This window comes from Geobacillus sp. CCR (assembly GCF_052906625.1).
Genome location: NZ_JBREBQ010000006.1, coordinates 110,199 through 124,685 on the forward strand (window position 1 = coordinate 110,199; position 14,487 = coordinate 124,685).

General features: G+C 52.0%; 11 protein-coding genes. 4 read left to right on the forward strand and 7 right to left on the reverse strand.

Translation table 11 applies throughout. The features are described from left to right. Positions 1 to 133: 133 nt before the first annotated feature. The 5 genes from qoxD to ACVBDQ_RS05190 all read right to left on the reverse strand — a co-directional run bounded on the left by qoxD (position 134) and on the right by ACVBDQ_RS05190 (position 4,917). The gene (gene qoxD / locus ACVBDQ_RS05170; protein WP_011232920.1) at positions 134 to 433 is read right to left on the reverse strand and encodes a cytochrome aa3 quinol oxidase subunit IV; all 300 of its coding nucleotides are present in this window, start codon (positions 431 to 433) and stop codon (positions 134 to 136) included. Between the two features lies 1 nt (position 434). Further along, on the reverse strand, positions 435 to 1,049 hold the full coding sequence (gene qoxC / locus ACVBDQ_RS05175) for a cytochrome aa3 quinol oxidase subunit III (RefSeq protein ID WP_015376112.1): 615 nt from the start codon (positions 1,047 to 1,049) through the stop codon (positions 435 to 437). A gap of 3 nt (positions 1,050 to 1,052) precedes the next feature. Further along, entirely contained in the window at positions 1,053 to 2,999 is a 1,947-nt protein-coding gene (gene qoxB, locus ACVBDQ_RS05180; RefSeq protein ID WP_021321304.1) for a cytochrome aa3 quinol oxidase subunit I, read from the reverse strand. A 17-nt stretch (positions 3,000 to 3,016) separates the two neighbouring features. Then, entirely contained in the window at positions 3,017 to 3,922 is a 906-nt protein-coding gene (gene qoxA / locus ACVBDQ_RS05185; RefSeq protein WP_011232923.1) for a cytochrome aa3 quinol oxidase subunit II, read from the reverse strand. Between the two features lie 251 nt (positions 3,923 to 4,173). Next, positions 4,174 to 4,917, reverse strand: coding sequence for a TrmH family RNA methyltransferase (locus ACVBDQ_RS05190; protein ID WP_011232924.1), 744 nt, complete (start codon positions 4,915 to 4,917; stop codon positions 4,174 to 4,176). 231 nt (positions 4,918 to 5,148) lie between these two features. Here ACVBDQ_RS05190 and ACVBDQ_RS05195 point away from each other — a divergent pair, with 231 nt between their 5' ends. Then, positions 5,149 to 6,537 (forward strand): amino acid permease, encoded by a 1,389-nt coding sequence (locus tag ACVBDQ_RS05195; protein WP_011232925.1) that lies wholly within the window; start codon positions 5,149 to 5,151, stop codon positions 6,535 to 6,537. A 148-nt stretch (positions 6,538 to 6,685) separates the two neighbouring features. Here the strand turns inward: ACVBDQ_RS05195 and ACVBDQ_RS05200 are convergent, their stop codons facing one another. Beyond that, entirely contained in the window at positions 6,686 to 8,065 is a 1,380-nt protein-coding gene (locus ACVBDQ_RS05200; RefSeq protein WP_011232926.1) for an ATP-binding protein, read from the reverse strand. 183 nt (positions 8,066 to 8,248) lie between these two features. Here ACVBDQ_RS05200 and ACVBDQ_RS05205 point away from each other — a divergent pair, with 183 nt between their 5' ends. Together ACVBDQ_RS05205 and manA are read left to right on the forward strand one after the other, a co-directional pair. Then, entirely contained in the window at positions 8,249 to 9,775 is a 1,527-nt protein-coding gene (locus tag ACVBDQ_RS05205; RefSeq protein WP_011232927.1) for an FAD-dependent oxidoreductase, read from the forward strand. 191 nt (positions 9,776 to 9,966) lie between these two features. Continuing rightward, complete coding sequence (manA, locus tag ACVBDQ_RS05210) at positions 9,967 to 10,929, forward strand: mannose-6-phosphate isomerase, class I (RefSeq protein WP_011232928.1); 963 nt, start codon at positions 9,967 to 9,969, stop codon at positions 10,927 to 10,929. A gap of 123 nt (positions 10,930 to 11,052) precedes the next feature. Here manA and ACVBDQ_RS05215 read toward each other — a convergent pair whose 3' ends face one another. Beyond that, a complete protein-coding gene (locus tag ACVBDQ_RS05215; RefSeq protein ID WP_011232929.1) occupies positions 11,053 to 12,207 on the reverse strand; it encodes a glycerate kinase in 1,155 nt (384 codons plus the stop codon). Between the two features lie 716 nt (positions 12,208 to 12,923). Between ACVBDQ_RS05215 and ACVBDQ_RS05220 the strand changes: the two genes are divergently transcribed. Continuing rightward, positions 12,924 to 14,162: a GGDEF domain-containing protein gene (locus tag ACVBDQ_RS05220; RefSeq protein WP_011232930.1), complete on the forward strand. Its 1,239-nt coding sequence runs from the start codon at positions 12,924 to 12,926 to the stop codon at positions 14,160 to 14,162. Positions 14,163 to 14,487 lie beyond the last annotated feature (325 nt).

The window sequence follows — 14,487 nt, forward strand, 5'->3', positions numbered from 1 at the left end:
CCCCTATAATGCAACCACGTTGCCTCTCCATCTCTTCAATGTTCCGTCAACGGCTCCCCCATTTCAGGCATCTATGACACCACAAAAGCTCTTCTGAACATAAAAAGCCGGCCGAACCCCGGCCAGCCTCGCTTTACAACACAAACTGCATCACCCAAATCGAACCGGCGACAACGACAACAGCAATAAAGAAGCTGTATACCATGTTGAACGTTTGCACTTTGCCGCTGTCGCTTTCGTTGACGTGCATGAATAGAAACAGCTGCAAGCTCGCTTGGATGATCGCGAACAAGACGATGATGACGATCACGGCTTTAAGCGGCAGCCCAGACGAGAGCGCCACCCAAAGAGCCGCAAACGTCAAGACGAGCGACAACAAAAACCCAATGATATGTTTCCACGGAAATGATTCGCGATGGCTGTTTGCGCCCATGTTAGATCACCATCCCTAACAAATAGACGAGCGTGAAGATGAAAATCCAAACGACGTCTAAAAAGTGCCAATACAAACTGACGATAAACACTTTGCGCGCCGTTTTCGGCGTAAAGCCGCGCTGGAGGAGCTGGATGATGATCAAAATCATCCAGCCAATTCCTACACTGACGTGGGCGCCGTGCGTGCCGACGAGCACGAAAAAGCTTGATAAAAATGCGCTCGTCTGCATCGTCGCTCCTTCATGGACGTAATGGATGAACTCGCGAATTTCAACCGTAATAAACCCCACCCCAAGCAGAAGCGTCACGAGCAGCCAGGCAATCAGCCCGCTCATGCGGCCGCGGCGCATTTCAAAAATGGCCAACCCACATGTGAAACTGCTCGTCAACAGCAACAACGTTTCGATCAAAACGTCTTTTACCTCAAACAGCTCCGCTGCCGTCGGCCCCGAGCCGGTCCGTTGGAACAAGACGAGATACGTCGCAAACAGCGTCGCAAACAGCGCGACTTCCGCCCCGAGGAAAATCCAGAAACCCAATATGTTCAACCGACTTTCTTGCGTCCGATACTCCAGCGGCACCGTTTCCTCATAGCGATGTGCAGCTTCTCCCATTCGTCACGCCCCCTTCCGCGCCGCTCGTTCCATCCGTTTGATTTCGTCAACCGGAATATGGTAGCCATCATCGTCTTCAAATGAGCGGAGAATCAATCCAAGCACAATGAACAACGCACCAACGATAGCCAACGCAAACCACTTGAACACAAGGCCGAACCCGGCGACGAAAAACGCCACCGACATCCAAAACGGGCGTCCTGAGTTGCTTGGCATATGGATCGGCTTCAAGTCTTCTTCTTTCACGTGGAAGCCGCCATACTTTTTCTTCATCACCCAATACGCGTCCACATCTTCGACAACCGGCGTCACCGGGAAATTGTAATGCACCGGCGGCGACGCGGTCGCCCACTCAAGCGTCCGTCCGTTCCACGGGTCGCCGGTCATGTCGCGCTCGCCGTAGCGGGCGCTGTAATAAATGTTGTAACAAAGCACGATAAACCCGATGCCCATCAACACCGCCCCGACCGTCGCGACGACGTTGAGCGGCGTCCAGCCGAGACCAGCCGAGTACGTGTACATGCGGCGCGTCATCCCCATCAACCCTAGGAAATACATCGGGAAGAAGCAGATGTTAAAGCCGATCATAAACAGCCAAAACGTCCACTTGCCAAGCCGTTCATTCAAGATATGGCCGAACATTTTCGGATACCAATAATGCAAACCGGCAAAGCAGGCGAACACCGTACCCGCGATCAACACGTAATGGAAATGGGCAATCAGAAAATAGCTGTTATGGTATTGATAATCGGCCGCCGCCATCGCCAACATAACCCCCGTCACGCCGCCGATGACGAAGTTCGGAATGAACGCCAGCGACCAAAGCATCGCCGTCGTAAAGCGGATCTTCCCTTTTCGGAGCGTAAACAGCCAGTTAAAAATTTTCACCCCGGTCGGAATGGCGATCGCCATCGTCGTGATCGAGAAGGCAGAGTTCACGGCCGGCCCTGCGCCCATCGTAAAGAAGTGGTGCACCCAGACGATAAAGCTTAAAAACGCAATGCCCACGATCGAACCGACCATCGCCTTATAACCGAACAGCCGTTTCTGCGCAAACGTGCTGACCACTTCCGAGAAAATGCCGAACGCCGGCAAAATGACGATATACACTTCCGGATGGCCCCAAATCCAGAACAAGTTCGCCCAGAGCATCGACATGCCGCCGTTGGCCATCGTGAAAAACTGCGTATCAAACAGCCGGTCAAACGTCATGAGCGCCAAGGCGACCGTCAACACCGGGAAGGCGAAAATAATGAGCACGCATGTGATGAGAATCGTCCACGTAAACATCGGCATGCGCATCAACGTCATGCCCGGCGCACGCATTTTCAAAATCGTCACCAAAAAGTTGATCCCCGTCATCAACGTCCCGATTCCCGAAATTTGCAGGGCAACCGCATAGTAGTTGTTGCCGACGCCATGGCTGAACTCATTCCCCGCGAGCGGGAAATACGCCGTCCAGCCGGCGTCCGGCGATCCGCCGATGACAAAGGAAATGTTAAACAGCATGGCCCCGAAGAAAAAGAGCCAAAAACTTAACGCGTTCAAATACGGAAACGCGACGTCGCGCGCCCCAATTTGCAGCGGAACGACAATGTTCATCAAACCGATGATGAACGGCATCGCCATAAACAAGATCATAATCGTCCCGTGCGTCGTAAATATTTCATTGTAATGTTGCGCGTCAAGAAACTTCATGTTCGGCGCGGTCAGCTGCGCCCTCATCAAAAGCGCATCGACGCCGCCGCGGAAGAGCATCAAAACTGCGCAAATAATGTACATGACGCCAATCTTTTTATGATCCACCGTCGTGAGCCATTCGTTCCACAGCCATTTCCATTTTTTAAAATATGTCAACACAAACACAATGCCGACCATCGTCAAGACGATGGCGACATCGGCGGCATAAATGAGCGGCTCACCCGTGACAAAAAACTCGCTCCACTTCATCCTTCGTTCCCCCTTTCCTACTCCCCATGATGGTGACTGTTTGTCATCGCTTCATCGCTTTGATCGTCGTTTCTCATTGGCTTTCGATCTGCATGATGGCTGTTTTGTTTCGCATGGTCAATCCATTGTAAGTGGGTGTTCGAAAACGTCATTCGCCCAACAAGCCCCGGTTTTAAAATTTGTGTATATTTTTTCTCATCGAGCTTCGGGGCGGTTTGTTTCACTTCATTCACCCATTTGCGGAAGTCCGTTCCCGTTTGTGCGACGACCTCAAACTCCATATGGGCGAACTTTTCCCCGGAAAAGTTGGCGCTCCGCCCCATGTAGGAGCCGGGCTTATCGGCTTGCAAAATCAGCTCTGTCTCCATGCCGTCCATCGCATATTTTTGCCCACCTAATTCCGGCACCCAAAACGAGTTCATCGGCCCGACCGAAGTCAGCTTAAACTTGACCGGCACACCGGCTGGAATATGGACGTAGTTGACCGTTTCAATGTTTTCTTCCGGATAGCTGAAAATCCATTTCCAGTTCGCCGCCGTCACATGGATCGTGATCGGTTTCACTTTCTCGGTCGGCGGCTTTTCCAACGCAAACGTCGCCTTCACTGTTGGAACAGCGAGCGCAGCGACAATCAAAATTGGAATGGCCGTCCAGACGACTTCAAGCAACGTGTTCCCTTCCTCATCCGGCGGCTCATAGCCGGCATTTTCCGGCTTCTCGCGATAACGAATGAGAAAAACGGCAAATAACGTAAATACAACAACAATAATGAACAACATAAAGCCGACAGACCACATGATCAAATCATACTGCATGCGCGCCACCGGCCCTTGCGGATTGAGCACGGCCGTGCGCTCCACGCAGCCCCCAAGCAAAAACAAAAACGGCAAAACCAGCACCGCGCGCCATCTCGCCCGTTTCATCGCTATCGGTCCTCCCTCTTCCGCCCCAACCATTTCGGGGCCTTCCATGCATTTTCTTTTGTCTCTACCATATCAAAATTGAAAATGTTTGAAACGAATGAGCGAAAAAGTTCATAAATCGGCAAAACATTTGTCACAAACTGTTCAATCATTGTTCAACAAATCGCCACTTGTTTTCCTCGTTTAGGGAAATATTGATGAGAAAGGAGAGTTGCGGAAAAGCCCGCCATAAAACAAGACAGCTGAATTCTTTATGAAAAAGAACCCAGCTGTCCTTCGTTCGTTTGAATGGCATATCCTTGTTGCTGCAACTGTTTGCGAATGCGTGGGTTTAACGTTTGCCACATCCATTGTTCATACAACGCCTTTTTCTCTTCAGGCAATAAATAGTAGTGTCGGCCGGCCTGGCGGCGCGCCCGCTCGGTGACATCATAGAGCGCTAACGCAGCGGCGACGGAAATGTTAAAGCTTTGCACAAAGCCGTACATCGGAATGACAAACGTTCCGTCCGCCAAGCGGAGCGCCTCTTCCGACACGCCGCTATGCTCGTTGCCAAACAACAGCGCTGTCGGTTGGGACAGATCGATGTCGGAAACCGGAATCGTCTCCTCACCAAGATAGCTTGCATACACTTGATACCCTTGACTTTTCAAATCGGCAATGGCCGTTTTGATATCTGGCTTATGGTGGAGCGTCAGCCACTGATCGGCATAGCGCGTCACAAGCCGGTTCGGCGAAAACGGCGCCTTTCCCGTCACGATATGAACGTCTTGAACGCCAAACGCTTCAGCCGTCCGCAGCACCGCCGCTTGGTTATGCGGGTCATCGACCGCTTCGATCAAGACGGTAATATAGCGGGTGCGCTCATTCAAAACCTCATACATCCGCCGAAGCCGCCTTGGCAAAATCATTTCCCAAACCGGACGCGTCGATTCGGTGATCAGCCCTTCTTGCCGCAGCTGTTCCAAAAATGATGTCGCTTCCCGTTCTTCCACAACGCATCCCCCTTTCCAAGCCTAGCGTATTCTGTGTTTCCCATTGTACAAAATGACAGGATGCCAAGGCAATTCATGTATTTTTAAATACTATTCAGATTATTAAATATATAATAACTTGAAAACATTGCTCATTTACAACCTCTTTATCCATCGGTTAGTATTATAATGTAAGCGCTTCAAAAATACTTTTTCAAAAAATATTATTTATTATCAAAAGGAGGAGAAACAATGGAGCAAAAACAGCCGCAATTGCATCGAGGCTTAGAAGAACGGCATATCTCGCTCATGTCGCTGGGTGCGGCGATCGGCGTCGGCTTATTCCTCGGTTCGGCGTCCGCGATTGAAATGGCTGGGCCGGCGATTTTGCTCGGCTATGCAGTCAGCGGCGCCATTATGTTTTTCATCATGCGCGCGCTGGGGGAAATGGCCGTCGAACACCCGGTCGCTGGTTCGTTCAGCCGCTATGCTTATCAATATTTAGGTCCGCTCGCTGGCTACTTGACAGGCTGGAATTATTGGTTTTTATGGGTGGTCACATGCATCGCTGAAATTACGGCTGTCGGCATTTACATGCAGTTTTGGTTCCCGGACACGCCTCGCTGGGCGTGGGCGCTTGCCGCCCTGGTGCTCATGACGTTCATCAACTTTCTCGCGGTGAAAGCGTACGGGGAGTTTGAATTTTGGTTTGCGTTAATCAAAATCGTGACGATCGTCGCCATGATCATCATCGGCCTTGGCATGATCCTCTTTGGCATCGGCAACGGCGGCGTCGCCACCGGCATCAGCAATCTTTGGAAGCACGGCGGCTTCTTCCCGCACGGGATCAGCGGCGTTTTGATGTCGCTGCAAATGGTCATGTTTGCGTATTTAGGCATCGAAATGATTGGCGTAACGGCTGGGGAAGTGAAAAACCCGCAAAAATCGTTGACAAAAGCGATTAACAGCGTCTTTTGGCGCATTTTGATCTTCTACGTCGGCGCACTGTTTGTCATCATGTCCATTTATCCTTGGAACGAAATTGGCGAAAAGGGAAGCCCGTTCGTGCTGACGTTTGAAAAAATCGGGATTCACGCCGCGGCTGGCATCATCAACTTTGTCGTCTTGACCGCCGCCTTGTCGTCGTGCAACAGCGGCATTTTCAGCACCAGCCGGATGCTGTTTAACCTTGCTGAACAGCAAGAAGCGCCGAGCGCATTCGGTCGGCTGACAAAGCGCGGCATTCCGGGCGCGGCCTTGATCGCCACTGCGCTTGTCATGCTTGTCGGCGTATATTTGAACTACGTATCGGAAAAAGTGTTCCAATGGGTGACAAGCATCGCCACATTCGGCGCCATTTGGACGTGGGCGGTAATTTTGCTGTCCCAGCTGAAATTCCGCAAACAGTTGAGCGCGGAACAAGCACAACGTCTCACGTTCAAACTTCCGCTTTATCCGTACAGCTCATACGTGTCGCTTGCCTTTTTGATCGGCGTTGCCGCCCTAATGGCGTATTTCCCGGATACGCGCATCGCTTTGATCATCGGCCCAGCCTGGCTGCTGCTTTTGACGGCAGTATACTTCGCCAAAGGAATGCATCGTCGCCAGCATGGCCAAGCCGAAGAAAAGCAAGCTGGATGACAAGTCCGATCAAAAGAGAGGGTGTCCCCATCCTTGCGGGACACCCTCTTTCTAAAACAAAAAGCAGGAAATGTGCAATCGCAGACCCCATCCTTCCGATCGGTCTATTTCCGTTTGGATCATGACTCGCTTTCACCCTCCAATCCTTTCATTCATCAACCGCTATGTAGGCTTGGCGCGGATGATTCGGCTGATCCGGGTATTTTAAGCGGATTTTCCCTTCCTCCAACAGCTTTCCTAAATAATTGTTGCGCAATCCATCCGGCGTCCGTTCGAGCAGCTCTGCCAGCTCTTTCAGACGCAGCGGCCGCTCGCGGCATAACCGAACGATCAATTGTTCCATGACCGCTGGAGCCAACCGTTTTTTTCGCCGTGCCAATTCTGCCATCTTCCATAGCCGTTCGTCGATCGTTTCCCCTTTTTCGTTGCTGTCATGCATACTGATGTCGTTGTTTACGGAGCTAAGCAAGCTATTTACGAACTTCAACTCTTTATTTATAGAGCTCGACGTTCTATTTACGGAGTCAGACTCATTTTTTATGGAGTTCGACCCGATGTTTACGGAGTTTTTGGTTATATTTAAGGAGTTTTCTTCGTTGTTAACGGAGTTGGTGTCTATACTTACGAAGTTTAGTTCGTTAGTTATGAAGCTCTCGGTTTCCTGTCCGCTGTCCGGATCCAGCCATTCGGGTTCCGACTGTTCCAGCTGTCCAGCCGGTTCTGTTTCCATTGTTGCGCTAATTTCAGCTGGAAATTGCAGCGGACACAACACAACGATTGTACGGTCTGGATTCGTTTGCTGCGAGATATCGATCGGGCAAGCAAGCGCCTGTTCCTGCATATCGCACATTCGCTTGAGGCCCGATCCCGCGCGTTTGCATACGTCGATCAGCAAAAACATTTTAAAAATATTCGGGTTGCGCAAATTGCTCGTATGCCCCGCCATTGCCGCTTCAATCGGGATGCGAAACCGTCCCGGGTTGGCAAAGCGAAATGAACGATCCTCTTTTTCGACGGTGATGCCGCCTTCCTCCCCATAATCGGCATGAACGAGCGCATTGACGAGCGCCTCGCCAAGCAGAGCGCGCCCTTCATCCGACCAAACGTGACGCTCCAGCTCAGCCAACACGCGAAAATAAAAATCGTAAATGTTGCCCGACCATGTGCCGTCTTGTGATGTGAACCGCTTCGTCCATCCTGCCGCTTCACCGTCAGTGTGCTCTCGATATTCCAAAAAGTATTGCGGCAGCACCTCGGTGATGATCCGCTCCTCACTGAACATCAACAATCCCGCGAGCGTCAGCCCTTCTTTGCTGCTGTCGCGCAGCTTGCCCCACGCGCCGATTTTGTATAAAAATTCTTTTGTCTCGAGCCCGTTCCATGGATGGCCCGGTTTCACCCGAGCAAACCTCTCGCGGTAATGGCTGACGGTCTCGAAATTGAGCTCACTTAAGCTGTAATGCTCTAAAATCAGGCTGTCTGCCAGCGCATGGGGGCGTTCATGAAACGAATTTGTATATTTATTCACTCCCGATCTTCCTTTGACGTTATTTTTGCAAAACAGTTTGATTCCCTTTTTCTATTGTACCATCTTTCCTTCTCCTTGCGGATAGTTGCCAAAAAAAGAAAACGGTTGTGGATATGTGGAATAGTTCGCCCGATAAAAGGAAAACTACAGAAGACAACATTGACATGCAAGGAGGAGGTCATCATGTCGTCCCTTCCTTCCACCGTAGAGCCTTACTGGCGCGACTCCGTTTCGCTTCCGTCGTTTCCGAAACTCGATGCGGACATTTCCGTCGACGTCGCAGTCATCGGCGGCGGCATTTCCGGGATTACAACAGCGTATTTGCTGTCGGCGCAAGGGGCGCGCGTCGCCCTTCTGGAAGCCGACCGGCTCCTGAACGGCACGACCGGCCATACGACAGCGAAAATCACCGCCCAGCACGATCTCGTCTATGATGAATTTCTTAACCATTTCGGTGCAGAAAAGGCGCGGCTCTATTATGACGCCTGCATGGACGCACTCCAGTTTATCCGCCGCACGATCGAAGAACAACAAATAGACTGCGACTTTTGCGAGCAAGATGCCTATATTTATACGATGTCTTCCTCTTCTTTCCAAAAACTAGTGAAAGAATGGGAAGCGTACGAACGGCTCGGCATTGACGGCGCCTTCGTTGAGTCGATCCCGCTCCCGCTGCCGGTGGCGGCAGCGGTCGTGATGAAGAGGCAGGCGCAATTTCATCCGCTCAAATATTTGGCCAAGCTCGTCGATTCGATCACACAGGCTGGTAGCGCCATTTACGAACACACACCAGCGGCGGATATTGAACAAGGAAAAAGGATGACAGTCATTACGCGAGACAAAAAACGGGTTGAGTGCGACCATGTCGCCGTCTGTTCTCACTTTCCGTTTTACGACGGCGGGTTTTACTTTTCGCGCATGTACGCTGAACGGTCGTACGTATTGGGAGTGACGATCACGGAACCGTACCCGGGCGGCATGTATTTAAGCGCCGATGAACCGAAACGCTCGATCCGCTCCGCAGCGGCAGGCAGCGAGACGCTTATCCTGATTGGCGGCGAAAACCATAAAACCGGCCAAGGCGTGCCGACGATGCGTCATTACGAGGCGCTGTCCTCGTTCGCTTCGCAGCTGTTTACGGTGAACGACATCCGTTACCGTTGGTCCGCCCAAGATTTGACGACGCTGGACAACGTGCCGTACATCGGCCCGATGACGGCAGGGACGCCAAACATTTATGTCGCGACAGGGTACCGGAAGTGGGGGATGACGAACGGGACGGTCGCCGGGATGCTTTTATCTGACCTCATCCTCGACCGCGACAACCGATACCGCGACTTGTACTCCCCGTCGCGCTTTTACGCTGATCCAAGCATGAAGCAGTTTTTCACGACAAACCTTGACGTCGCCAAACATTTGCTGGTGGGAAAGATCGAACCGGTTGTCCGCCGGCCGCAAGATTTGGCGCATGGCGAAGGGGCGGTTGTCTCGGTCAACGGAAAGCGGGCTGGCGCCTATAAGGACGAAGCCGGGGGACTCCATGTCGTTGACACGACGTGCACTCATATGGGTTGCGAGCTGGAGTGGAACAGCGGCGACCGGACATGGGACTGCCCATGTCATGGCTCGCGCTTCTCGATCGATGGCGATGTGATCGAAGGACCGGCGAAACAGCCGCTCGCGCGCATTGAACTTGATGACGCGAAGTGAGGCGCTGACGCAGGACGGCGGCGCGTGCAGAACATCGTCGCAATCGGCATGTCGACCTTGAGTTCCAATGGGGGTTGGGAGCGTATGTTCCTAACCCCCTTATCGTTTTCATTTGCCGATGGCGCATTTCGTGATAAGATGAAAATGAGAGTGGACTGCATGTTGTATGATGTTTTCGGGAGGGATGACGCATGGACCTTGAACCGATTTTTCTCACCCCTGTCTTCCAAGAACGGATTTGGGGCGGCACGAAGCTCGCCGAACGATTCGGCTACGACATTCCGTCTTCGCAAACCGGGGAATGCTGGGCGGTGTCCGCCCATCCGCACGGGCAGACGGTCGTCGCCCGCGGACCGTTTGCCGGGATGACGCTCGGACAATTATGGGAGGAACGCCGCGATTTGTTCGGCCACTTCCCGTCTGACCGCTTCCCGCTGTTGACCAAAATTTTAGACGCCAATGCCGACTTGTCAGTCCAAGTCCACCCGGACGATGAATACGCCAAAACGCATGAAGGCGGAGAACTCGGCAAAACGGAGTGTTGGTACATCATCGACTGCAAGCCGGGCGCTAAGCTCATTTACGGCCATTATGCAGAAACGAAAGGAGAGCTGCGCGCGATGATGGAAGCGGGGGAATGGGATCGTTTACTTCGGAAAGTGCCGATCCGCCCCGGCGACTTCTTCTATGTCCCGAGCGGCACGATCCACGCCCTTTGCGAAGGGACGCTCGTCCTTGAGACGCAGCAAAGCTCAGATACAACCTACCGCGTCTACGATTATGATCGCGTCGACAGCCAAGGGCGGAAGCGCGAGCTTCATCTCGAGAAAGCGATTGACGTCACGACCGTCCCGCATCGCGACATCGATGTCCACCCCCATGTCGCCGAATTTCCCGGCGCGACGGTGACGACCTTCGTGGAAGGAGACTACTTCGGCGTCCAAAAATGGGACGTCCATGACGCGTTCGCGTCAGAACAGACGAAACCGTTTCTCATCGTCAGCATCCTAAAAGGCGAAGGTGAGCTCGTCCGCGAAGGACAGACATACCCGCTTCGCCGGGGCGACCATTTCATTTTGCCGCATCAATTCGGCCGTTTCACCATTCGCGGCTCCCTCCAAGCGATCGCGTCGTGGCCACGGAAAGGCAAATAAACGCGGGTGTCCCAAAGGTTCGGGACACTCGTTCTCATTGCCATAAGCAGCAAAATGACCAAATTGTGTTCGATTTAAGGGGCGTCGCCTTTTTGGGTCAGCCCCTTCTTTTTGTCGAAAATATTAACGGAAGAATTGTTTTCCTATTTGGCCAAGACGGTATACGGACGCAATATGCCGCGCCGTTTGTGTCACATAATGTTCTGCCTGCTCCAACGCTTTTTCAAGCGGCACGACGCCGGGCACGATCGTAAACAGCGCGTCGATGCCATGATCCAACACGACGGCGCTGTCGTCGCCCAACGACCCGGCGATGCCGATGACGGGGACGCCGAACTGTTTCGCTGTCTTGGCGACGCCGATCGGCGTTTTGCCGAACACCGTCTGTCCGTCAATCCGCCCTTCGCCGGTGATGACCAAGTCAGCGTCTTTGACGCGCTCCGCGAGCTGAACCGTCTCGATCACAATCTCTACGCCGCGCTTTAGCTCGGCCGGGAGAAACGCGAGCAGTCCCGCCCCCAACCCGCCGGCCGCACCCGCTCCCGGGATGTCGCCGACTTGTTTGCCGAGATCGCGTCGGATGACATCTGCGTAATGCGCCAAATTCCGGTCGAGAACGGCGACCATGTCCGGTGTCGCCCCCTTTTGCGGACCGAAAATGGCCGACGCTCCGTTCGGACCGGTAAGCGGGTTGTCGACGTCGCACGCCACGTCAATGCGGACTCCCCCAAGACGCGGGTCGAGACCGGAAAGGTCAATCGCATGCAAATCGGCCAGCGCGCCGCCGCCCGGACCGATGTCGCAGCCGTCTTCGTCCAAAAGCCTTCCCCCGAGCGCCTGCACCATGCCGGCCCCACCGTCGTTCGTCGCGCTGCCGCCAATGCCGATGATGAGGTGGGTGGCGCCGGCATCCAGCGCTGCAAGGATCAACTCCCCTGTCCCTCGCGTCGTCGTCACCAATGGGTTGCGCCGGTCGCGCGGGACAAGGTGCAGCCCTGAGGCGGCGGCCATCTCAATCACCGCCGTCTTCCCATCGCCAAGCAAACCAAAAAACGCCCGCACCGGCTCGCCGAGCGGCCCGGTCACTTCCGTTTCGACGATGCGGCCGCCGGTCGCATCAACGAGCGACCGCACCGTCCCTTCCCCGCCGTCGGCCATCGGCACCTTAACGTATTCCCCCTCCGGAAACACCGTGCGAAACCCACGCTCGACCGCCTCGGCGACTTCGAGCGCAGAAAGGCTTTCTTTAAATGAATCAGGGGCAATAACGATTTTCATTCTTTTTCCCTCCTCTTTTGTCTCCATCCAAACCTTGAAAACGAAAAGTCATCGGAAACGGCTGTCTTGGCACAAACGATGACAATAGCCTCCACTATAAGTTGTTCGCCAACCGAAGCGCTGCTTCCTTTGAGCGCAAACAAATCGCCAACATACTTACGCCACGAACAAGCCATGGCTGCTCGTAGCCGTCATAAGCGGGAAAAGAGAAGCGCCAAACACCTCAGCCGCCGCAATCGTATTCGGATTCGGCGATATGATATTTCCGGCCTTTCCGTCGCCGACAACGCCGCAATCGCGCTAGCTGTACTGGAAGAACCACCTATGCTTTATCTGCTTCCCTTTTCATTCAGCGAAATAAGCACGATCCAGCTGTATAGTTCACGAAAGAACCGGCATCGATTGGAACCAACTTTCACTCAATATGTGTCAAATTTTGTGGAAAAAAGGCGAAAAACAATGCCATTTCGTCTATTTTCACAATTGTGTATATAGTACTATAATAGATGTAACCATATGTTCGTTTGTTCCAATTGGGAACATCTTGATTCTATAAAAAAGACGGTTTCCAAATTCACCGTTCGCCATCGCCGGCTATAATCCGTATTTTTGCTGAAAGCCACTGGCATGTGAGCAGCCTTCCTTTTCTTTTTTTTGGAATCACTTCATCAACGCCGAAGTTGTCAGAGGTCAGATTTATAGGAGAGAGAGCCGAGATGTTACTCCGAGCACGACCGATGATTTTTGCTGTTTTTTCCGCATCCATTGTTGTTGTTTTTGTGTCAGAACCGCCTTCCTTCGATCGCACCTATGTCATCGCTTTGCTGTTTTATTGGCTGTTTTCCAGCTTGTATTCACACTTGCGCGTCATAGACAAAACGAAAAACAATATTCCCGTTGATTACGGCATTAACTATAGTTTATCGTTCGCCTTATTTGCCGGCCCGTTCGGGCTGTTTATCTTTGAAGCGTTGTTTCGCTTGACTGAACATATAGCAAAAAAATATTTGAAAACAGCGGAACCCGATGAATGGCTGCACACATTGTACAACATCGGCTCGTTTGTGACGTTCAATTCGCTCGCGTTTGCCTTATACAATCTCCTTGGTCCGCTGTTTCAGTCTATTCCGTTCATTGGCTTCTGGCTGCTTTTATTCCTGCTCGTCATCGTCGTTTCCTTTTTGACTGACTGTTGCCTGATCATCATTTTTTATATAACCGGCGACATTCAGACACAGCGCGAGGCGTTGGATTTTATTAAGACGAGAAGCTGGATGGACATGGGAAAAACGGCGCTGACAAACGGTCTGTTATTTCTCTTTTTGCAAGAACAGCGGTGGGATATGCTTTTGAGCTTATTTTTGCTGAATTACTTCGTCAGCCGCTCGTTCTTTTCCAAATCGCAAAGCATCCAGCATAAACTAGAACGCGACCACTTCGAAAAAATGGCCTACACCGACTTTTTGACCGGCATCCATAACCGCGCCTACATGGATCAAACGATCGCCAAGCTAAACGGATCCGGTGAATGGATTGGCGTCGTCGTCGCCGATATCGACAATTTTAAAACGATCAACGACACGTATAACCATGCCGTCGGCGACGAGGTGATCCGCCATTTCGCCTCAACCTTGAAACAGTTTCTCAAAGAGGGCGATTTTTTGTTCCGCAGCGGCGGTGAAGAATTTACGATGTTTTTGCGTAATCGCACATTTGAAGAGAGCGTCCGGCTTGTCGAGGAGATTCGAGAAGCAGTGCGCCATAGCACTGTGTTGGTCGATTATATGGCGGCAAAACGTCCCATTGCCTATACGTCGTCGTTCGGTCTTTACTTTTGTCAAGCAGAAGGAACGATGTCAATTGAAAAAGCGTACATTTATGCCGACCATTTATTGCTCCGTTCGAAAGAAAGCGGCAAAAATAAAGTATCAGCCCAATGCGGGGGAGTTGCATAAATTAGGCGGCTCTCCCCTGACTTTTCCTTAGCGCAACCCTCTTTTCCTGCTATATTTCCCTAAACGTCATTTGGCATAACACCTTAATCAAGATTCGCGATCTGTCAAACCAATGCGGCGCCCCTTGAGTGAATAACCTAAAAATTCCTTAATTGAAAAAGATTTCCATAAAATAATGAGACCGCTTCATCATTACACCTCACATTTCGCACCCTAACAAGGTCAAAACAAAGGATTTTTTATTTAGTTTTTCAGAATAACTTTTTGACCAACACGACGAGCGATGGCTATCCTTTTTTTACCATCGCTGGTCGTTCCGTATGAC

Excerpts from the sequence above, each read along its gene's own strand:
- ACVBDQ_RS05195 (WP_011232925.1), top strand. The coding sequence starts at position 5,149 with ATGGAGCAAAAACAGCCGCAATTGCATCGAGGCTTAGAAGAACGGCAT.
- manA (WP_011232928.1), top strand. The coding sequence starts at position 9,967 with ATGGACCTTGAACCGATTTTTCTCACCCCTGTCTTCCAAGAACGGATT.
- qoxC (WP_015376112.1), bottom strand. The coding sequence starts at position 1,049 with ATGGGAGAAGCTGCACATCGCTATGAGGAAACGGTGCCGCTGGAGTAT.
- ACVBDQ_RS05205 (WP_011232927.1), top strand. The coding sequence starts at position 8,249 with ATGTCGTCCCTTCCTTCCACCGTAGAGCCTTACTGGCGCGACTCCGTT.
- qoxD (WP_011232920.1), bottom strand. The coding sequence starts at position 433 with ATGGGCGCAAACAGCCATCGCGAATCATTTCCGTGGAAACATATCATT.
- ACVBDQ_RS05215 (WP_011232929.1), bottom strand. The coding sequence starts at position 12,207 with ATGAAAATCGTTATTGCCCCTGATTCATTTAAAGAAAGCCTTTCTGCG.
- qoxA (WP_011232923.1), bottom strand. The coding sequence starts at position 3,922 with ATGAAACGGGCGAGATGGCGCGCGGTGCTGGTTTTGCCGTTTTTGTTT.
- qoxB (WP_021321304.1), bottom strand. The coding sequence starts at position 2,999 with ATGAAGTGGAGCGAGTTTTTTGTCACGGGTGAGCCGCTCATTTATGCC.
- ACVBDQ_RS05220 (WP_011232930.1), top strand. The coding sequence starts at position 12,924 with ATGTTACTCCGAGCACGACCGATGATTTTTGCTGTTTTTTCCGCATCC.